This window comes from Mixta mediterraneensis (assembly GCF_014946725.1).
Taxonomy (GTDB): domain Bacteria; phylum Pseudomonadota; class Gammaproteobacteria; order Enterobacterales; family Enterobacteriaceae; genus Pantoea; species Pantoea mediterraneensis.
The window spans coordinates 31,747-50,360 of the sequence record NZ_JACFXY010000001.1 but is presented as its reverse complement, the minus strand read 5'-3'; the positions used below and the strand labels follow the sequence as shown (position 1 = coordinate 50,360).

Sequence of the window (18,614 nt, the reverse complement as noted above, 5' to 3'; positions counted from 1 at the left end):
CAAAGAGAGCAGAGAACATGGATAACAATACCCGCCAGCTATTTGATCAGTACATCGCCCGGCAGGCACAGCTCAACGGCGTATCAACCGCTGCTGTTGCTGCAAAATTTGCCGTAGATCCTACGCGCCAGCAGCGCCTTGAGCAGGCCGCGCAGCAGGATGATTCTTTCCTGAGCAAAATTAACGTGTTTGGCGTCAACCAGCAGATCGGACAGAAAGTCCTGATCGGCAGTAAAGGCCCGATGGCTGGCGTAAACAACAGCGTCACCAGTCGCCGCAACCCAGGCTCAAATCATTCAATGGAGCCGCTCGACTACATGTGCCGCAAGGTCAACTATGACTATGGCATCAGCTATGAACAGCTTGATGCGTGGGCGCACATGCCGGAGTTCCAGCCGCTGATCAGCAAGGCAATGGCCCGTCAGATGTCGCTCGATCGCATCATGATTGGCTTTAACGGCGTTAAGTACAGCGATCCGTCTGACCGCGCCGCTAACCCGCTGTTGCAGGATTGTGGCATTGGCTGGCTGGAAAAAATCCGTAAGGAAGCGCCGCACCGCGTCATTTCTAATGTGACGATCACCTCTCGCGATGAAGATAACAAGGTTGTAGCGAAAGGCACTTACGGCAACATTGGCGCTGCGGTGTACGACGCCAAAAACACCCTGATGGATGAGTGGCATAAGCGTAACCCGGATAACGTGGTGATTCTGGCGGGCGACCTGCTGACGACCAGCAATTTTTCAGCCATCAACGCGTTAAGCCAGACCAATCCGAATACCGAAATGCTGGCCGGTCAGTTGATTGTCGCGCAGGAGCGCGTAGGCAACATGCCGACCTTTATCGCGCCTTACTTCCCGGTGAATGGCGTGCTGATCACGCCATTCAAAAACCTGTCGGTGTACTACCAGCGCGGCGGTCTGCGCCGGACGATCAAAGAAGAGCCGGAATACAACCGTGTCGCAACGTATCAGTCTTCAAATGATGACTTCGTCATTGAAGACTACGGCAATGTTGCGTTCATTGACGGCATTCAGTTCGCCCAGGCCGAACCGGCAGGCGAGTGACAGAAGCGGCGGGGGAAATCCCCCGCCATGACGGGGAGAAGTGACGATGTTAACACCGGCACAACGACATTTTCAGAAGGTCATGGCAGAACGCCGGGGCCAGGCGGATGAAGAATCCGATATCCAGCGTACCGCGCATGAGCAAATTCTGCATCGCCTGCGTATGGACTTGTCCCGCCTCAGCGGCGTGCAGTCCGAAGAAACTAAAGCCGAAATGAAAAAATCAATGCTGCCTGAATATGAGGGGTGGATTGAAGGCACGCTCGACGGCGACAGCGGGCGGCAGGATGAAGTCATTACCCGGCTGATGGTCTGGGCGATTGACTGTCGTGACTATGCGCTTGCGTTGAGACTGGGGCGCTATGTAGTGCGCCACGGGCTGACGCTGCCGGATAATTTCAACCGCACGGCGGCAACATTCCTGACCGAAGAAATGAGCAAACCGGTGCTGACGCTTGCCGCAGCTGATGCCGACGCTGATTTATCGTCCGGTGTCGCCGTGCTTGACGAAGTGGCGGAAATTGTCGCCGACAGTGATATGCCGGATGTGGTGCGCGCCAAATTGTGCAAAGCCCGTGCGCTTGCCCGCCGTGGTGCGACTGATATCACGACCAAAGCCGAAGCGCTGGCGCTGTTCCGTGAGGCGCTGACGCGTAACCCCAACGCCGGAGTGAAAAAAGAGATTGCCACGCTTGCCCGTGAGGTTAAGAAGCTGTCTGCGGATGGCGGCACGGGTGAGGGCGACGCGGCCAGCACCGACAAAACTGACGGTACTGCTGAGCCTGTCCCTGAAAAGACCACCACCGCCAGCGCAGCAGGTAAAGCGACGGCGCGTAAAACCACGACCAGGGCGGCAACAGGCAAAGCGACAAAGCGCAAGCCTGCCAGCCAGAAAAAGAATTAACGACTTCGGCCCCGTCCGACAGGCGGCGCGGGTGGATATCTGCCCGTATACGGTCTTTTAACCACCCGCCCACCGCCTGATTTATGGGAGATAAGCGCATGAGCAGCCTTGTGGCAAATAAGCGCGTTTTGCCTGCCGACAGCGATACCCCCGATGTTGATGATGGTGATGCCACCGTCAGTGCCGGGGACTTCTGGCCGGTGATTAAGCTTGCCGATCTTCGTCTGGCCGCGCGCATCACAGGTGGTATCACCACGTCCAGGCTGATGCACGTCACCACGGAAGCGGTAGCCCATGTCACCGCGCAGTTGCTGGACTGGCGCGCCGGTCAGGTCAAAGCAGGTTTTCACGCGCTGGAAGATGTGCCTTCAGCTCTGCCATCAGGTGAGATGGAAAAGCTGATGATCAACGGTGAAAACGTGAAGGTCTACCGCTTCCGGCGTGCGGTTTATTCGATTGCCAGGGCGCTGGTACTTGAAGGTTATCGCGATGTTGATACCACGGCGAAAGGCGACAAAGACGCCGCTGCACTTGATCTGCAACGGGATGATCTCTGGCGGGATGCACGCTGGAGTATCTCTGATATTCGCGACACGCCGCGACTCTATGCGGAGCTTTGCTGATGAAAGTGAAGGCATTGCAGGGGGATACGGTGGATTTGCTTTGCTGGCGTCACTACGGCACCACGCAGGGCGTGACCGAAAAGGTGTTATCTGCCAATCCCGGACTGAGTCAGCAGGTTTTTCTTGATGCCGGTCAGGAGATTGAACTGCCGGAAATCGTGAGCAAAGCGCAGCGGGAGATGGTGCAGCTTTGGGATTGAGAGGTTGCCATGAGCGACGTACCTACGGGGATGCTGGAACAAACAATGAAATGGATTGCTACATATCTGCCGACGCTCTACGCGGCAGGTGCAGCGTTGAGCATATCGGCGCTGATGAGTCTGTATGACGGCCAGTCAATGCTGAAAACCGCCACCGGTTCACTGGTCTGCGGGATTGTCACGCTGGCGGTTGCCGGATCGCTTGAATATCTGGGCCTGCCATCCAATGCCGTCACCTTCGTGGGCGCGTCAATCGGATTCATGGGGGCTGACAAGGTACGCAACAAAGTGACCGGCTTTATTGAAACCCGTATCGGAGGGGCGAAAAGTGGAAATGAGTAAAAACGGACTGGCCCTGCTGAAAAGCTTTGAGGGCTGCGAGCTTACCGCCTATCAGGATGCGGTAGGTGTCTGGACTATCGGCTACGGCTGGACTCAGCCCGTCAACGGCGTGCCGGTCGGTAAGGGAATGACCATCACACAGGCAACCGCCGACAGCCTGTTGAGCAGCGGCGTGGTGCAGTATGAAAAAGGTGTGACAGGTCTGGTGAAGGTCGCTGTTAATCAAAACCAGTTTGATGCTCTCGTTGATTTTGCCTACAACCTGGGCGTTAACGCCCTGGCGGGGTCAACACTGCTGAAAAAACTTAATGCCGGGGATTTTGCGGGCGCAGCGGATGAGTTTCCGAAGTGGAACAAGGCAGGCGGCAGGGTTCTTAACGGTCTGGTTAGACGCCGTGCCGCTGAGCGCTCGCTGTTCCTGTCATGAGCTGGTTACTGTCCCGCTGGAAACCTGTGCTGATCGCGGTGCTCTGTGGTCTGGCTGTCTGGTGGTTCAGCCATCAGCGCTATACAGCCGGGTACAGAGACGCCAGCGCAGAGTGGGCGCTGAAATGGAAACAGCGTGATGCTGACGATGCTACAGCACTGGCTAAGCGGCAGGCAGAGGCCAGGGAAGAAGAACAACGCCGACAGGGTGAAGTTGATGAGATCAGAAAACAAGCCATCCAGCAGCTTGCTGGGGTCAAGGCTGATGCCGATCGTGCCCGTGCTGCTTCTCGTGGGCTGCACGACAAGGCCGATAAACTCGCCAGGCAACTGGCCGAACGTGAACGCGCCTGCGGTGCCGGTACTTCCGGCAGAAGCGAGACAGAAGCCAGCGGAGCCGTATTGCTCGCCGACCTGTTCCGCCGCGCTGACGAGCGAGCGGGAGATCTGGCAAGAGAGGCTGATGAGGCAAGAGCCAGAGGGCTGGCCTGTGAAGCCGCATACGATTCAATAGCGACTCCGCCTAAGAGGTAGCGCCATGTTAAAAGCTGATTCACTGCGCGAGACCCTTACGCGCGCTAACAAATGGTGCAGGGCCAATCCTGAAGCCTTCACCGTATTTGTGGAAGAAGGGAATATCGAGACGACCGGCGAAACGCCGTCGTTTATGTACCGCTATACCCTGGTGCTGTTTGTGATGAATTTTGCCGGTGATATTGATGATTTCACATTGCCGTTAATGGCATGGCTCTGGCACAACCAGCCCGATCTGCTGCTGAACCCGGAGAAGAACCGGGACATTAAATTTACGAGCCTTATCAACAACGACGATACTGCCGACATTCTGTTTGAAATGCCGCTGCGCGAGCGCGTGAAGGTCACTCTGGATGCAAACGGCATTCCGCGCGCGGAACATTTGCCGGAGCCTAAGCCGCGCATCCCGTCAGCGGACGGTGACTGGAGCGCCATCTTTGAGGATGTGACGTGGGAGGCTGACGCGCATGAGTAACGATCGCTTGCGTGAGCTGGATCAGGTCTTCAGCGACATACTGGCGGGCACCTCGCAAGCCGGACGTGTTCGCACCGCCCGTGCGGTTGGTCAGGCACTGCGAAAGAGCCAGCAACAGCGCATCAAAGCGCAGCAAAACCCGGAAGGTTCGCCATATCCTGCCCGCCGTCGCCGGGTGCTGCGTTCTCAGCAGGGTATTGTGTTTGTCTGGCAGGGTGAGATCCGCCGCCTGAAAAACTGGCACGGTGGCCGGGGAAAATACGGGCGAACCATTACCGGCTTTGACGAAGAGCGAAACGATATTCGCACGTTTTACCGCAGCGATATTGAGCGTTACATCGAGATCAATACGCGCTCAGTGCGCCGCAGCACTGCGAAGAAGGTGCCGATGTTTCAACGGCTGCGCAGTTATCGCTTTCTCAAAATGCGCGCTGATGCAGGCGGCACATCCGTGGGTTATGACGGCGTGGCCGCGCGCATTGCGCGTGTGCACCAGTACGGCCAGCGCGATCAGGTGGGGCCGGGTGCTTTTGCTAAATATCCGGTGCGTGAGCTGCTGGGCTTTACCGCTGGCGATGAACAGATGATTACGGAACAGGTGGTTAACAGCCTGGGGAGTGCAGCACGATGAGCGCTGAACTGATCCGCCTGCTGGAAAATATCCTCCGCGTCGGCGTTGTTATTGCCGTTGATGAAGAGAGCTGGCGCGTGCGCGTGCAAAGTGGCGAACTTCAGACCGACTGGCTGCGCTGGAACACCACGCGCGCCGGGGCATTCAGTATCTGGGTGCCGCCTTCAGTCGGTGAACAGGTCTGGCTGGGCTGTATCGGTGGCAATCCTGAAACGGCGGTCATTATCGGCAGTCTCTACAGCAGTGATTACCCTGCGCCGGGCAACAGCCTGAAAGAGATTGTGCTGACAGCGCCAGACGGTGCCTCTTTCCGCTATGACGCAGAAGCCAGCGCGCTGGAAGCGCAGGGCATGAAGACAGCACATATCAAAGCCTCTGCCAGCGTCACGCTTGAAACACCGATTGTAGAATGCACCGACCATCTGAAAGCGCGGACGTTCGAACTGTCGGAGGGCGGCACGATGAAGGGCAATGTTACCCATTCTGGCGGATCGCTTTCGTCTAACGGGGTGACGGTTCATTCGCACGTGCATGGTGGTGTGCAGGGTGGCAGCAGCAACACCGGGGGGCCGAAATGACAGTCCGCTATACCGGGATGAACCCGGACGCCACGGGCCAGCTTACCGATACCGATCAGCTGTGGAATTCAGTACGCGACATACTGACCACGCCGCTGGCAAGCCGGGTGATGCGGCGGGATTATGGCAGCATGATCCCCGATCTGCTGGATGAACCGCAAAACGAAGTGACGCGCCTGCAATGTATGAGTGCGGCGGTGATCGCCCTGACGATGTGGGAGCCGCGTATTGCCCTGAACGGCATCAATATCAGTTATTCAAAGGATGGCGCTGTCACCGCTGAACTGGTCGGCATTTTTACCGAAACCATGCAGACGGCAGGCAGTGCCCTGACGCTCAGGAGTGGCAGCAATGGCAACAGTTGATTTATCGCAGCTACCACAGCCGCAAATTATCGAAGTGCTGGACTTTGAAGTCATTCTCAGCGAGGTCAAAGCCGTCATGCTGGCGGCATTCCCGCAGGAACAGCAGGCTTCTGTTGCCGCCGCGCTGGAGCTGGAATCCGAACCGCTGAACGTGATCGCCCAGGTAGTTGCTTACCGTGAAATGATGCTTAGGCAGCGTATTAATGATGGCGCGGCGGCGTGCATGTTGAGCCATGCCGTATCGTCCGATCTTGATAATCTCGCGGGCAACCTGAATACCGAACGTCTGATCATCACCCCGGAGACGGCAACCACTGACGCGGTAACGGAAAGCGATACCGCACTGCGTTTGCGCGCGCAGGCTGCGTTTGAAGGGCTTAGCGTGGCGGGGCCAACTGGCGCATATGAATATTTTGCCAAAAGTGCCAGTGGCAAAGTAGCGGACGCCAAAGCGATCAGCCCGTCGCCTGCTGTGGTGGTGGTTTCTGTGCTGTCCACTGAAGGCGACGGCACCGCCAGTGCGGAACTGCTGGCGACGGTGGATAAAGCGCTGTCTGCTGACGATAAGCGCCCCGTTGCCGATCGTCTGACCGTTCAGGCAGCAGAGATAGTGAATTATCAGATCAATGCGCTGCTGTATTTCTACCCCGGCCCGGAGTCTGAACCGATCCATACCGCCGCACAGGACGCGCTTCAGTCCTGGCTGAATCAGCAGGGCAAGATTGGCCGTGACGTTGCCCGCTCAGCCATTATGGCGGCGCTGCATGTCCAGGGCGTGCAGAGGGTGGAGCTGCTGGAGCCTGACAGCGATATTGTGATCGCCGATACGCAGGCGGCGCGGTGTGAGTCCTTCACGATTGAGACCGGGGGCACCGATGAATAACAACATGCTGCCGCCTTCGGCCAGCGGTTTTATGCGCAATACAGAGAAGGCGACGGAGCGGCTTACCGATGTTCCTGTTGATCTGCGCAAGCTGTGGAACCCGGACGAATGCCCCGCTGATCTTCTGCCTTATCTCGCCTGGGCGTTGTCAGTTGACCGCTGGGATAAGAACTGGTCAGAACAGACCAAACGGCAGGTGATTAAAGCCTCCTGGCTGGTTCACCGTCAGAAAGGGACTATTTCCGCTTTGCGTCGCGTCGTTGAACCGTTCGGCTTTCTGCTGCGCGTGATCGAGTGGTGGCAGAGCGGTGAAGAGCCGGGAACATTCAAACTTGAAATCGGTATTCAGGAACAGGGGATTACGGAGGAAACCTATCTTGAGCTTGAGCGCCTTATTGACGATGCAAAGCCGAGAAGTCGTCACCTTACTGGCCTGTCACTTTCGCTTCAGTCACAGGGGGATATCGAAGTCGGGGCGGGATGTTATATCGGCGATACGCTGACCGTTTACCCTTATTTTCCTGAAACCATATCCGTGGGCGGTGGCGACTACACCGGCGCGGCAGTCCATTTAATTGATACCGTGGAGGTAGCATTTGGCGACTAAATATTTTGCCCTGTTAACCAATATCGGGGCGGCAAAACTGGCAAACGCCACGGCAATGGGTGCGCAGGTTGAGATCACCCAGATGGCCGTGGGTGATGGCAATGGTGCGTTGCCGACACCGAACCCGGCACAAACTGCGCTGACGCACGAGCTGCGCCGCGCGCAACTGAACATGCTGACTATCGACCCGGTAAACACCAACCAGATTATTGCGGAACAGGTTATACCGGAAGACGTGGGCGGATGGTGGATCCGTGAGATCGGCCTGTTTGATAAAGACGGCGATATGATTGCGGTTGCCAACTGCGCAGAGACCTATAAACCGCAGTTGCAGGAAGGAAGCGGACGAGTGCAGGTGATTCGCGTGATCCTTATCGTCAGCAGCACCGAGGTGGTAACGCTGAAAATCGATCCGTCTGTGGTGCTGGCAACCCGTAAGTATGTCGATGATGCGATTATTGAGGTAAAGGCATACGTCGATAAGGTAATGAAACAACACATTGAGACAGAGAATCCACATAACCAATATTTGCTGATTGAAAATGCACTCAAAGAAATGGCGGATAACGGACTCATAAACGACGTTCTCAAAAATCTTGGTTTGGGGGAAGGTTCGGCATTGCCGGTTGGCATACCGGTGCCGTGGCCCACATCAACCCCCCCAACAGGATGGCTAAAGTGCAACGGCGCAGCGTTCAGCGCTAAAGATTATCCTCAACTGGCAAAAGTTTATCCGGCGTTGAAATTGCTGGATTTACGCGGGGAATTTATCCGTGGCTGGGATGATGGGCGCGGCGTTGATTCCGGGCGAGGTATAGGGACTAATCAGAATGCAACGTCAATCCGAACAGCGGCACTTGATTATTACGGCAATGATGACAGCACCGCAGAAAATGGGGCCTTAGTAGGTACAGCTTTTAGTCAGGCTGACTCGGCCATTCTGACACAACCGGGTACAGCAAGAAGCCCAAATAATGGGGCGCTAGGGAGTATTTTACATGATAACTCAATGGTGTGTACGCAAAGCCAGGGCGGCAAATTAACAGACAGCGTTTGGATCACCAGCCGCCCTCGCAATATCGCACTTAATTACATCGTGAGGGCAGCGTAATGGCGAAGGCAAAATTAAGCAGCGAACATATAGCCACGGTGGCCGGTGATATCACAGTATTTAACTATGACGGCGAGACACGCGAATACCTTTCTTCGTCCGTGGAATATCTGGCAGTAGGCGTCGGTGTTCCCGCAAATGCCTGCACTGAAGCACCAGGAGAAGCTAAAGCCGGTTCGGCCATTTGCCGGACAGCAGATTTGACCGCATGGGAATATGTTGCTGATCATCGTGGTGAAACGGTATACAGCACTGTAACAGGTGAAGCGGTGATTATTTCTGCGCCAGGTGATTACCCAGAGGGCACCACCACACTGGCCCCATCAACGCCATACGATACGTGGAACGGAAGCGAGTGGGTGACGGATAACGAAGCGCAGCACGCGGCAGACGTGGAGGCAGCAGAACAACAGAAAGCCGCGTTACTTGCAGAGGCGCAAACGACGATAAGCCTGTGGCAGACCGAATTACAGTTAGGCATTATCAGTGATGAGGATAAAGCAAGCCTGATAGCCTGGATGAAATACATCAAAGCTGTGCAGGCGGTGGACACGTCGAAAGCGCCGGATATCACCTGGCCGGATAAGCCGGAATAAGTTTTCATTTCGGCACGTATGGCCGGTTCTAACCGTGCTGGCCATGTGTATCGAGTACAGTAATTTTCAACGGTGCTGCAGCACTGTCAGTTATGGCGGTGTGTTCCGGAAGGTGAAGCGGGCAAATGCCCGCTTTAGTTTTATGTGGATGCCGTCAGAACAGGCCAGACAGCGTACTACTGGCAGAGTTGTAGGCGGACGTGGCTTTATCTTTCAGCCCTGAAAGTAAATCGCCAACAGACGACGCTTGCAGGCGTTCGCGTAAATCTTCATCACAGCGCTGGAAGCTGATCGAAAACTCTATTTTTTTCGCCTTTCCGTAGCGGTCAAATTCCGTATGCGTGGCCTGTAGCCCGGTCAGCACGTACATCCCGTAAATCTGCCCTGCGCCGCTGATTAAAGGCCACGGACGCCCGGTGTATGCCTGCGTTGCCAGAACGGTAAGAGACACGTCGCCGCCCGTAATTTCAGGGTAAAGTACCCCATCAAGGTTGATCTGCGTTTCACCAGCGCCGATGTACTGCCATTTTGCCGATCGGTTGATGCGATCATTCTTCACATGTCGCCAGTTCAGTGTGTGCCGTAGCTGCTGGTAAGGCAGCGTCTTCAGTTCAAAAACGAACATCCCGTATATCATCATCATAATGTTGCCTCCCCTTAATCTCTGTCTTTGAAGCTGCTGCGATTGAGCCGCGCAAGGCGGGCCATTTCGGCATTCACTGCGTCGGCGGCAATCCGGCCAATTTCGCGCGCGTCCTGCCGGTCAACACCGTGAAGGTGTACGTGGATTTCCCCCGTAAAGCCGCCAGTGGCAACCGGTAAGTTGCTGGCGCTGCGGCTGACTGGCAGAAGTTCAGCTTGTTTAACGGGAATCGATGCCGCTACCACTGCGGGGCGTGCGCTTAATCCGTTGTTCCTGACTGTGCTGGCCAGCTGCGATTCCTTCCATTCCCCACGAACGGCCAGCGCACGAGGCAGGTTTTTAAACACGATATCGCCGGGGCCGATCTTCTTCGTGTTGTCGGCTGTCGTTTTGGTGTTGCTGTCGATACTCTGCAACCTGCGCATAGTGCCATTATCACCAGTCAACGGTGATGAGGGTTGCGGTGCGCCAGGCGGAACGTTTTTCACCTCGACTTTTTTCGGTGCAACTTTAGCGATATCGCCCTGAAGAAGGGCAACTTTATCCTGAAGAACGGCCATGCGTTGCGCGTCCTCGATCTTCTTCCTGGCTTTTTCAGCTTCATCAGGCAGAACGCCGAGCTTTTCAAGGATCCAGGCTAATGTATCCAGCAGCATTTTTGCGGGTGCCAGGACAAGCTGGAGCGCACCGCCCAGAACTTTGCCGAACACCTCACCGGCGCTGGCGCATTTGTCCAGCGTTTCCTTGCTGGACTCCATCGGGGAAAGAAGAGATTTGAACCAGTTAAAGACCTGGCTAACAGCGCGGCCTATCGCGTCAAATATGGGGCTGAACTGCGAGAAGGTCTCGCGCAATGGGGCCAGTCTTTCCATGATGCCGGTGAATACACCTGCAAAAAATGCTTTAAGAGGCTCCCAATACCGCCAGATAAGCACTCCGGCAGCAACAAACGCCGCCACTATCAGGCCAATCGGACTAAACAGCAGTGATAGCGCTGTACCCAGCATAGACACCGCAGTAGTGATCATGCTCCATATGGCCGGTAAACCTGTCAGGCGAAGGGCGAGCATTCCGAGATTTTTAGTCAGTGCTCCCAGCGTTGCGCCAGGTGCAAGAAATGCCCCCATAAGTGCGCCACGTATAGTGGGTATGATGGCTGAAACACCCCGCATTTTCCCTGCTAACGAGCCGAGAACTGGCCCCCATCCGCGCACGCTTGCCATTGCCGGGCCGGAAGCCGTGCCGAGTGTTCGTAGAGCGGCAACCGTTCCGGCTATGCCCCTGCCCCCTGTCAGCAGGGTAAAACCTAACTGGAGTTTAGCCAGCGGCCCCATCAGCAGTCCGATCGCCAGCGATGTGCCGCCTATGGCGGCGGTCAGTGCCAGAACGCTACCACCGACAACCAGCAGGGATTGGGCGAGCTTTGGATTTTCCTTCGCCCACTGCGTCATATTCCCCACTACGTCACTCAGTCCCTGGGTCAGGGCGCGAAGCTGATTATCGACGATATCGTTAATCTGAATACGGAAGCCTTCCCAGGCGCTGTCCAGATTTTTGAGATCGCCATCAAGGTTATCCGCCATTATTTTGGCGGCTTTCTGTGCCTCAACTTTGGCGTTTTTCAGTTCACCCAGCAGCTTCTGAAGTTCGCCGCTCCCGGCCGACATAACCAGAGCCTGGAATGACTTTGATGCCTCTTCACCGGCAATATCTTTGAAGAATGAGAGCTTATCGGTATCCCCGTACTTGCTGATCTTTTTATAGAGATCGGTTAGAACCACTTCAGCAGGGCGCATTTTCCCCGTTGCGTCAGCGACTTCTACGCCCAATTCTTTAAGCGCGGTTTTTGCCCTGCCGGTTGGCGCGGCAAGGCGTGAAAATGTGGCCTGCAAACCTGTACCGGCGATACTCCCGCGCAGACCCACGTTCGCCATTACGCCGATCATGGCTGTTGTCTGTTCAACACTGACGCCAAGATTGGAAAGACCTGTCCCGGCGTACTTCATTGCCTCACCGATATTTTGCAGATCGGTGTTGGTACGGGTGAACGCGCCCGTTAATACGTCGCTGACGCGATCCATTTCTTTGGGATCGAGACGGAATTGAGACAGGATGTTTGAGCTGATATCGGCACTTTCGCCTAAATCCACACCACCGGCCAGCGCCATATTGAGCACGCCGGGCAGTGCGGCCTGAATGGCCTGCGGAGTGAAACCGGCCATTGCAAGAAACGCCTGCCCGCTGGCGGCGTCAGTCGTGGTGAACTGCGTTTCAGCGCCCAGCTTTTTGGCCTGCTCACGAAGTGCGGAAAAGTCAACGGAGCTTTTATCTATGCGGGTCAGCGCCTGCACGCGGGACATTTCACGGTCAAACCCAACAGCCGGGGATAAGAAGCGTCCCGCTGCGTAACCGGCAGCAGTGGCTCCTGCAACAGCCATCGTGCCACCACCGCGAAGTTTACCCGCTGTTTGCTGCATCTGGTCATAGCGCGCCCGTGCCTGTGTGACAGCGGCAAGCTGTCGCCGTTCACGCTCCAGCGTCTGGTTGTACTGTTCGGTTCGACGTATCGCGCTCTGAATGGTGCGATCACTGCCGACCAGTGAAACGCCGTGGCTGCGCAGCGCCTGTGAGGCAGCACGCAGCTTAACCATTTCCTGCGTGCGTGCAGAGTTAAGGCGCTCCAGCTTTGCGGCCAGTGCTGCCATATGTGCTTTTTGCTTGTCTGTAAGCTGTGTACCTTCCCGCTGCGCCTGATTCAGCCCTTCCAGCGTCCGGCTGGCGTCGTCAATTTTGCGGGAGGTCTTTTGCACGCTGTCGCGCAGGCGGTTGAACGTGCGGGACTGGCTGTCCAGATCTTTAATGCTGGATTGCGTTTTTTTGAGGGATTCAGACAAACCGCCAGCACTCTGGCGGGCGGCATTGACCGGGCGGGTAAGTTTATCGATCGCGCTGAACGCGACACGGATATTAAGGCTTTTCACTGTCACTGGCTCCACTTCGGACAGCCGCCCGCTCACGCCAGGCTATGACTTCGCCCAGTTCCATCGTGAAGACTTCAGAGGGCGGCCAGTTGAAAACAACCGCGATATCAGCGACCAGATCGTCGATCAGGTCGAACCGCAGGAGTGTTACTGATTCTCCGTCTCCGCCCCGCTCGATGCTCCAGACCCCGCAGGCGTCAAAAAAGGGACGAGCGCTTCTGACAGGCTGACAAAATCGCGGGTATCCATTTCGTTGATTTCGGTCTGCTTGAGGCGTGGTGACGTGACTCGGGTCAGCAGTATCGCCACCGAATCCACATCCATATTCATCACGTTAACCAGCTTCAGCCCGCGCAGGGAGCCAGCTTGTTTGATCTCATCCGTGATCGTTACCTGAGTAATTTTCTCATCACCGCGAACAACGGGTTTTGCCAAAGTAATGGCGTTATCGTTTTTTTTGCTCATTGTTGAATACTACCGGCGGCAAGGGTGTGCCGCCACTTATCAGGTTAATCAGTTACCCATTCCCAGCGCAGACGTAATGCGGTCAGGGTAGATATTCTTGCCGTCTTTCTTGTAGATGAAGTTCAGCAGATCAAACTCAAACAACGGCTTATCGTCGATGGTCAGCCTGTAATAGGTGTTCTTCATCGTGTAGCTGACGGAGGTGTCTTCTCCCTGCTTGCTTTCACCGCCGTCCATTTCGGTGATGCGGCCGCGCAGTTCGACCTCAACCAGCAGGCTTTCACCATCGGTGTAATACTCACCGGCGAAGCGGAAGCGGGTCTCGTCTATATCGCCGCAGTAGTTCAGCAGAAGCGACTGAACCAGACCGCCAACCACCATAGTGGTATCCAGCGCGCCACTTTCCAGACCGAGATCCACAGCTGCGGATCCAATCATCCCGCCGCCCTGAAAATCTTCCGTCTTGCGTGTCAGCTTTGGCAGCGTCACGGAAGAGACTTTGCCGATGCAGTTGCTGCCGTTCACAAAGCAGGTGAACAGGCGCAGTTTGTGAGGGACCGCCATTTATGCACCTCCCAGCGAAGAGAACGCCGATTCAAAGTATTCATCAGTGAAGGTCTGGTACATCGTCAGATCCTCCATCGGCGGAACGGGCGTATATTTATAGCGAATGCGCACCTGACCCTGGCGAAGTCCGGTTGTCGGGTTATCCGGGATATCAAACCAGCATTCAGCGCCGATTAGCCGTCCCTGCGTCACCAGCGAGCTGAGTTTCCCACTGATACCGCTGACCACGTCCTTGACGTTCGCCGGGGTAAGCGGCTCGTCAATGGCCTCAAACTGCGCTTCCGCAATGCTGTCAGCCAGAATCTGGGCGGTACGGGTGTAAACCTCAAAGATGTAATCTTTGGTGTCCGTGGTACGGTTGCCCCAGAACCGGAAACCATTACGCTTGATGAGCGTCGTGATCTCCTTGTTGTTCAGTTCGTTCGCGTCGCTGTCTTCTGCCTGTAGCGACCAGAAAACATCCTGCGAAATACCCAGCACGTTCTTGACCGGCACGTTGGAAAGCGACTTATGCCAGCCCTGATTGTTGTCAATCAGCGCACGCAGGCCGCAGGCATACGCCGGGGCAGGGAAGGTTTCGTTCTCTCCGGTCTGCGGGTTGTAGGCAATAAAATCAGGCCAGATAAGCATAAGTTCGCGGTAAGCGAAGGTTGCACGATATGCGATGGCTTCTGTCATCGTCTTGCAGCCATAACAACTGGCATAAACGAACGCACGCAGATTCTGCGCAATGACGCACAGCGCGGAGGTCACTTCTTCCGTGTCGTAGTCTGGTGCGGCCAGAATGCGTGGACGATAACCAACCTTCTGCTCAGCCGTCAGAAACGCGTACATGCCGGTATAGCTGCCGTCTTCTGCCGTGCCGCCCATGATAAGCTGTGCCTGCGTTTTACCGCCTTCCTCGTTTGTAGCTGCTGCCACGCGCACAACGATCACCTTCGGGCTGGTCTGGTCAGCGATGGCTTTAAGCGTTTTGTACAGGGAGCCGGTTTTACCCGCCTTACCCAGCACGTTGTTAACCCGCGTCACTAACACGGGGGTATTCAGGGGAAAGGCTTCCGCATCGGCATCATCCGCCACGGCGACGACCCCAATGACATTTGATTTAATGTCATTGATAGCCGCCACAAGGTCGGTATTCTCCCGGATGCGGGCACCATGAAAGCGATCTTCCGCCATAGTTTCCACCATTACGTTATTGAGTTCGCAGTGATAATCCCCCATATTTGACCGCCGCTCACGCTATTGCGGGTCTGGCCGGACGGCGACAACAAAAACCGATTTGGTCTCTCCCGCGCGCGTGGGATCCTTCGTTGGAAGAAGGGGGAAAGCATGGTACTTACAGACCTGACCAAATCACTTAACGACGCCGTCAGCAGTTATAACGATTCACTTACCGAGGCGGTAAAAAGTCCGGGATTCAGTATTACGATGGGCGGTAAGGTGCTGACGCAGCTTGATGCTCGGATCATGTCGTTGTCACTGACGGACAACAGGGGCTTTGATGCCGATCAGCTATCTATTTCCATTGATGACAGTGACGGTATGGTTGCACTGCCGCAGCGCGGGGCTGAGCTTGCCGTATCATTTGGTTGGCTGAGTGAACCGCTGATTTACAAGGGGCTGTACACGGTTGACGAGGTTTCCCACGAAGGCCCGGCAGATACCATTGGCGTTACTGCCCGCAGCGCTGATTTTCGTGAAGAGTTTAACGTAAAGCGCGAAGTCTCATGGCATGACGTGACTGTTGAGCGCGTTGTGTCGGCCATTGCGCACCGTTACGGACTGAAGGCGCAGATCAGTGAAATGCTCATGGATATTGAGATTGATCACGCCGACCAGACGCAGGAAAGCGATATGTCGTTCCTTACCCGCATGGCGGAAATGCTAGGTGCAATTGCCACCGTCAAGAACGGCAGTCTGCTGTTTATCCTGCCGGGAGGTAGTGTGACCGCTGACGGGAAGGCGCTACCCTCTGCCAGCATTGACCGCACAAGCGGCGACCGGCACCGTTTTCGTATTGCCGATCGGGATGCGTATACCGGCGTTCGTGCTTACTGGCTGGATCTCAATTTTGGCAAAAAGAAAAAGGTCAGTGTTAAGCGCCGCAAGCCTGCAAAGCAAAAAAAAGAGAAGAGCAGCAGCCGCGAGGGCGATTACATGGACGGCGCAGACGGTAATGTCTATGTGCTGCGCAAAACCTACCAGAATGAAGAGGCGGCGAAACGTGCGGCGGCGGCAAAGTGGCAACAGCTTCAGCGCGGTGCAGCAGAGTTTTCGATCACCCTGGCGCGTGGCCGTGCTGAGCTTTATCCCGAAATGCACGTTACGGTCAGCGGTTTTAAGGATGAAATAGATAATCAGGACTGGATCATTGCGCGTGCTGAGCACGTCATAGACGACAGCGGTTTTACCACCAGGCTGGAGCTGGAAGCAAAAATACCTGACTGGATAGCGGAAACTGAATAAAATTAAATGGAGTTCAACTCCCACAGGGGAGCCATCATTATGTTCAGATGTCCATTTTGCGGCGCTATGGCCCGCACCCGTACCAGCCGTAAAATAACTGATATGACAATCCGGCAATATCACCAGTGTCAGAATCTGGAATGTAGCCGGTCATTCACCACACTTAACAGCGTAGAAAGGGAAGTAACAAAGCGCGCAGGTGTTGCACCGCTACCGCCTGACTTCATCCCTCGTGATGCCTTCCCGGCGTCTCACTATGGAAGGGATCAGTTAAATCTATTGCTCTGAAAGTGGCAGCATAATTCCAATCATCACCCGATATCACCGCATATCACCATAAATAAAAGCCTTATAAGTCACAACGTTATGATTTATAAGGCTCTGTGATAGTTTTTAAAATCCCTCGGCTGTATGGCTGTGCGGGTTCAAGTCCCGCCCCGGGCACCATATTAATTATCCAGTAAAAACAAAAAATTAAAAGTAATATCGTAACCGCCCAAGAGCGGTTTACTTGTGCCCGTCCGATTATTCAGCGTTTTTCAGAACAAACTTTCAGAACAATTTCTACTATCATTGACCGCAAACCACCAAAGCAAACTTAACCTTCCTGCCATATCGTGCTGTCCGCTCAACATTTAAATACCCTGACATTCCCTGCTTCTCATCAATCGTCCCTTCCGGGCCTGCGATGTCTTTGACCTTGAAATCGTGCAAGGTGAAGTCAAACGAGGGGTGAGGGTGGCGCAATTTCGCCTCTTCTTTAGCTTTTCTCCAGCGATTGTTAAAACCGTCACTGGCGTATTTGCCGCCTGAGACTTGATGGAGAAGCCCTCTGTCTCAAGACATTTTCTACTATGAATTTCAGGTTTTCACGAATGATAGGTTTGATAGCAGCACAACGACTTGCGCTGTCAGCGATCGCAGGCTACCGGCATCCGGCAAAGCGGTCCAGCACGGCCTGGCCGTAAGTAAATAGGGCCTTCAGGGGCAGGGAGTTAAATCGGGGAGCATGGATCAGATTAACCCTCAGCTTCAGCAGACGGCAGAAAGCAGGGCGGTGACAATACTTTTACGGATCACTATGGAGTAAGGATCAGAGAAAATATGCGGGCCGATGATATATATTAAGGCAGACGCCGGCAATTAAGGGGCAACTGATAGCGGGATTGCAATTTGCGACCGTCAGGCTGTGCTGGAGCAGGTACTGTGAGCGAGGTGTCCTGCGGGTACTCACCATCACAACGATAAAGGCACGCAGTATAACTGCTGGCGCACACGCAGCGCCCCTGATGGAAGCAGGGCTTCTGGCATCGACAGGCAGCATGGGTGGTTCATAGGGTAACGCAATGGCAGAGAGCATTAACAGGCTTTACAAGGCGGAGGCGATATGAGCGGGAAAGACCGTACTGAAGGACTGATACGGTGGACGGGTATAACAACAGATGGTTTTAGGAAGAAAGGGGTCATATCCCATCAGCAGAAGCAGAGCAGGTCTATTACGCTTCCATCGGACACAGAGAACTGTCAGCCTGAGTTTACAGACTTAACACTCTCCCGGTAAACCAGGACGGTTTACGCCATCATTTGTATCGTTTTCTGATATAAAAACAACGAACGAAAACTAATAATAGCACATCATATACTTTGCTCCTTTAGAATAGAGTTCCTAATGATTAGAATCATAACGAATTCCTCCTTCGCTTTATGCCGTGCATTTGGCGAGTTTGAAGTGAGTCACGATTACTCATCAGACAATAGACGCCGAAGCCTGCTTACATCGGAAATAAATTCCGGTCATGACGGTAATAACGGGTACGTCAAAAGAAATTATCTGATTCAGATGAGGCAGAGGTTCAATACATCAGGGAGTAGCGGTATATATAGAGAGAGAAAGCTGTTACCTTGCTACACGGCAATGAAAAAAGACAGGCTTCGGCAGAAATATTGGCGCTGGGGAGAAGGGCAGAAATCAGCGACTTTCTCTGGCTAAACGTCCTCATCAAAACGTCAATGATCTGGGGCAACGATGTGAATTCGACGCGCCTGTTCCAGTTAATAATTCACTACAAAATTATTAATATATTTCCGGAGAAGAAAAACACAGAGTCAAACAGGAAAATAAATCCAACGGCGACAAAATGTTGATC

Annotated in this window: 23 protein-coding genes and 1 pseudogene; 18 read left to right on the top strand and 6 right to left on the bottom strand. The window is 54.6% G+C overall.

Translation table 11 applies throughout. The features are described from left to right. Nucleotides 1–17: 17 nt before the first annotated feature. The 15 genes from H2P46_RS00270 (at nt 18) to H2P46_RS00200 (ending at nt 9,342) form a co-directional block, all read left to right on the top strand. Nucleotides 18–1,067: a phage major capsid protein, P2 family gene (locus tag H2P46_RS00270; RefSeq protein ID WP_193403230.1), complete on the top strand. Its 1,050-nt coding sequence runs from the start codon at nt 18–20 to the stop codon at nt 1,065–1,067. A gap of 46 nt (nt 1,068–1,113) precedes the next feature. Further along, nucleotides 1,114–1,971, top strand: a complete 858-nt coding sequence (gene gpM / locus H2P46_RS00265) for a phage terminase small subunit (RefSeq protein ID WP_193403229.1) — start codon at nt 1,114–1,116, stop codon at nt 1,969–1,971. Between the two features lie 98 nt (nt 1,972–2,069). Then, the gene (locus tag H2P46_RS00260) at nt 2,070–2,594 is read left to right on the top strand and encodes a head completion/stabilization protein (protein ID WP_193403228.1); all 525 of its coding nucleotides are present in this window, start codon (nt 2,070–2,072) and stop codon (nt 2,592–2,594) included. Further along, a complete protein-coding gene (locus H2P46_RS00255) occupies nt 2,594–2,794 on the top strand; it encodes a tail protein X (RefSeq protein WP_159182705.1) in 201 nt (66 codons plus the stop codon). The genes H2P46_RS00260 and H2P46_RS00255 overlap by 1 nt, the downstream gene beginning before the upstream one ends. A gap of 9 nt (nt 2,795–2,803) precedes the next feature. Beyond that, nucleotides 2,804–3,136, top strand: coding sequence for a phage holin, lambda family (locus tag H2P46_RS00250; RefSeq protein ID WP_063147938.1), 333 nt, complete (start codon nt 2,804–2,806; stop codon nt 3,134–3,136). Next, nucleotides 3,123–3,563 (top strand): glycoside hydrolase family protein, encoded by a 441-nt coding sequence (locus H2P46_RS00245; RefSeq protein ID WP_193403227.1) that lies wholly within the window; start codon nt 3,123–3,125, stop codon nt 3,561–3,563. The genes H2P46_RS00250 and H2P46_RS00245 overlap by 14 nt, the downstream gene beginning before the upstream one ends. Continuing rightward, nucleotides 3,560–4,096: a DUF2514 family protein gene (locus tag H2P46_RS00240; protein ID WP_193403226.1), complete on the top strand. Its 537-nt coding sequence runs from the start codon at nt 3,560–3,562 to the stop codon at nt 4,094–4,096. Before H2P46_RS00245 ends, H2P46_RS00240 begins: the two co-directional genes overlap by 4 nt. Before the next feature lie 4 nt (nt 4,097–4,100). Next, nucleotides 4,101–4,571, top strand: coding sequence for a phage tail protein (locus H2P46_RS00235; RefSeq protein WP_193403225.1), 471 nt, complete (start codon nt 4,101–4,103; stop codon nt 4,569–4,571). After that, nucleotides 4,564–5,202, top strand: coding sequence for a phage virion morphogenesis protein (locus tag H2P46_RS00230; RefSeq protein WP_193403224.1), 639 nt, complete (start codon nt 4,564–4,566; stop codon nt 5,200–5,202). The genes H2P46_RS00235 and H2P46_RS00230 overlap by 8 nt, the downstream gene beginning before the upstream one ends. Beyond that, a complete protein-coding gene (locus H2P46_RS00225; RefSeq protein ID WP_193403223.1) occupies nt 5,199–5,780 on the top strand; it encodes a phage baseplate assembly protein V in 582 nt (193 codons plus the stop codon). Before H2P46_RS00230 ends, H2P46_RS00225 begins: the two co-directional genes overlap by 4 nt. Beyond that, entirely contained in the window at nt 5,777–6,145 is a 369-nt protein-coding gene (locus H2P46_RS00220) for a GPW/gp25 family protein (RefSeq protein ID WP_193403222.1), read from the top strand. Before H2P46_RS00225 ends, H2P46_RS00220 begins: the two co-directional genes overlap by 4 nt. Then, nucleotides 6,132–7,028 carry a baseplate assembly protein gene (locus tag H2P46_RS00215; RefSeq protein ID WP_193403221.1) on the top strand — a complete coding sequence of 299 codons (897 nt, stop codon included), beginning with the start codon at nt 6,132–6,134 and terminating at the stop codon, nt 7,026–7,028. The genes H2P46_RS00220 and H2P46_RS00215 overlap by 14 nt, the downstream gene beginning before the upstream one ends. Continuing rightward, complete coding sequence (locus tag H2P46_RS00210; protein ID WP_193403220.1) at nt 7,021–7,635, top strand: phage tail protein I; 615 nt, start codon at nt 7,021–7,023, stop codon at nt 7,633–7,635. Before H2P46_RS00215 ends, H2P46_RS00210 begins: the two co-directional genes overlap by 8 nt. After that, a complete protein-coding gene (locus H2P46_RS00205) occupies nt 7,625–8,746 on the top strand; it encodes a phage tail protein (protein WP_193403219.1) in 1,122 nt (373 codons plus the stop codon). The genes H2P46_RS00210 and H2P46_RS00205 overlap by 11 nt, the downstream gene beginning before the upstream one ends. Beyond that, nucleotides 8,746–9,342, top strand: a complete 597-nt coding sequence (locus H2P46_RS00200) for a tail fiber assembly protein (RefSeq protein WP_193403218.1) — start codon at nt 8,746–8,748, stop codon at nt 9,340–9,342. The genes H2P46_RS00205 and H2P46_RS00200 overlap by 1 nt, the downstream gene beginning before the upstream one ends. 154 nt (nt 9,343–9,496) lie before the next feature. On the opposite strand, the gene H2P46_RS00195 is transcribed toward H2P46_RS00200, so the two are convergent. Genes H2P46_RS00195 through H2P46_RS00170 form a run of 6 tightly spaced genes read right to left on the bottom strand, consistent with a single transcriptional unit; the run spans nt 9,497 to nt 15,177 of the window. Next, complete coding sequence (locus H2P46_RS00195; RefSeq protein ID WP_193403217.1) at nt 9,497–9,985, bottom strand: phage tail protein; 489 nt, start codon at nt 9,983–9,985, stop codon at nt 9,497–9,499. Between the two features lie 14 nt (nt 9,986–9,999). Next, nucleotides 10,000–12,966 (bottom strand): phage tail tape measure protein, encoded by a 2,967-nt coding sequence (locus tag H2P46_RS00190; RefSeq protein WP_193403216.1) that lies wholly within the window; start codon nt 12,964–12,966, stop codon nt 10,000–10,002. Further along, entirely contained in the window at nt 12,953–13,108 is a 156-nt protein-coding gene (locus tag H2P46_RS00185) for a GpE family phage tail protein (RefSeq protein ID WP_032424037.1), read from the bottom strand. Before H2P46_RS00185 ends, H2P46_RS00190 begins: the two co-directional genes overlap by 14 nt. Before the next feature lie 5 nt (nt 13,109–13,113). Further along, entirely contained in the window at nt 13,114–13,431 is a 318-nt protein-coding gene (locus H2P46_RS00180) for a phage tail assembly protein (RefSeq protein WP_193403215.1), read from the bottom strand. Between the two features lie 48 nt (nt 13,432–13,479). Beyond that, nucleotides 13,480–13,995: a phage major tail tube protein gene (locus tag H2P46_RS00175; RefSeq protein WP_193403214.1), complete on the bottom strand. Its 516-nt coding sequence runs from the start codon at nt 13,993–13,995 to the stop codon at nt 13,480–13,482. Continuing rightward, on the bottom strand, nt 13,996–15,177 hold the full coding sequence (locus H2P46_RS00170) for a phage tail sheath subtilisin-like domain-containing protein (protein ID WP_193403911.1): 1,182 nt from the start codon (nt 15,175–15,177) through the stop codon (nt 13,996–13,998). Nucleotides 15,178–15,330: 153 nt separating this feature from the next. On the opposite strand from H2P46_RS00170, the gene H2P46_RS00165 reads away from it, so the two are divergent. The 3 genes and pseudogenes from H2P46_RS00165 to H2P46_RS23370 form a co-directional block, all read left to right on the top strand. Further along, on the top strand, nt 15,331–16,467 hold the full coding sequence (locus tag H2P46_RS00165) for a contractile injection system protein, VgrG/Pvc8 family (protein WP_193403213.1): 1,137 nt from the start codon (nt 15,331–15,333) through the stop codon (nt 16,465–16,467). A gap of 39 nt (nt 16,468–16,506) precedes the next feature. Continuing rightward, nucleotides 16,507–16,755, top strand: a complete 249-nt coding sequence (locus H2P46_RS00160; RefSeq protein ID WP_193403212.1) for an ogr/Delta-like zinc finger family protein — start codon at nt 16,507–16,509, stop codon at nt 16,753–16,755. Between the two features lie 922 nt (nt 16,756–17,677). After that, nucleotides 17,678–18,000: pseudogene (locus tag H2P46_RS23370) on the top strand (hypothetical protein); the annotation flags it as partial. Between the last annotated feature and the right edge of the window lie 614 nt (nt 18,001–18,614).

Bases quoted from the DNA above. Each gene is read 5' to 3' on its own strand.
- H2P46_RS00225 (WP_193403223.1), top strand. From the start codon at position 5,199: ATGAGCGCTGAACTGATCCGCCTGCTGGAAAATATCCTCCGCGTCGGC.
- H2P46_RS00235 (WP_193403225.1), top strand. From the start codon at position 4,101: ATGTTAAAAGCTGATTCACTGCGCGAGACCCTTACGCGCGCTAACAAA.
- H2P46_RS00240 (WP_193403226.1), top strand. From the start codon at position 3,560: ATGAGCTGGTTACTGTCCCGCTGGAAACCTGTGCTGATCGCGGTGCTC.
- H2P46_RS00215 (WP_193403221.1), top strand. From the start codon at position 6,132: ATGGCAACAGTTGATTTATCGCAGCTACCACAGCCGCAAATTATCGAA.
- H2P46_RS00255 (WP_159182705.1), top strand. From the start codon at position 2,594: ATGAAAGTGAAGGCATTGCAGGGGGATACGGTGGATTTGCTTTGCTGG.
- H2P46_RS00175 (WP_193403214.1), bottom strand. From the start codon at position 13,995: ATGGCGGTCCCTCACAAACTGCGCCTGTTCACCTGCTTTGTGAACGGC.
- H2P46_RS00210 (WP_193403220.1), top strand. From the start codon at position 7,021: ATGAATAACAACATGCTGCCGCCTTCGGCCAGCGGTTTTATGCGCAAT.
- H2P46_RS00250 (WP_063147938.1), top strand. From the start codon at position 2,804: ATGAGCGACGTACCTACGGGGATGCTGGAACAAACAATGAAATGGATT.
- gpM (WP_193403229.1), top strand. From the start codon at position 1,114: ATGTTAACACCGGCACAACGACATTTTCAGAAGGTCATGGCAGAACGC.
- H2P46_RS00170 (WP_193403911.1), bottom strand. From the start codon at position 15,177: ATGGCGGAAGATCGCTTTCATGGTGCCCGCATCCGGGAGAATACCGAC.
- H2P46_RS00165 (WP_193403213.1), top strand. From the start codon at position 15,331: ATGGTACTTACAGACCTGACCAAATCACTTAACGACGCCGTCAGCAGT.
- H2P46_RS00260 (WP_193403228.1), top strand. From the start codon at position 2,070: ATGAGCAGCCTTGTGGCAAATAAGCGCGTTTTGCCTGCCGACAGCGAT.
- H2P46_RS00200 (WP_193403218.1), top strand. From the start codon at position 8,746: ATGGCGAAGGCAAAATTAAGCAGCGAACATATAGCCACGGTGGCCGGT.
- H2P46_RS00270 (WP_193403230.1), top strand. From the start codon at position 18: ATGGATAACAATACCCGCCAGCTATTTGATCAGTACATCGCCCGGCAG.
- H2P46_RS00195 (WP_193403217.1), bottom strand. From the start codon at position 9,985: ATGATGATGATATACGGGATGTTCGTTTTTGAACTGAAGACGCTGCCT.
- H2P46_RS00180 (WP_193403215.1), bottom strand. From the start codon at position 13,431: ATGAGCAAAAAAAACGATAACGCCATTACTTTGGCAAAACCCGTTGTT.
- H2P46_RS00160 (WP_193403212.1), top strand. From the start codon at position 16,507: ATGTTCAGATGTCCATTTTGCGGCGCTATGGCCCGCACCCGTACCAGC.
- H2P46_RS00230 (WP_193403224.1), top strand. From the start codon at position 4,564: ATGAGTAACGATCGCTTGCGTGAGCTGGATCAGGTCTTCAGCGACATA.
- H2P46_RS00220 (WP_193403222.1), top strand. From the start codon at position 5,777: ATGACAGTCCGCTATACCGGGATGAACCCGGACGCCACGGGCCAGCTT.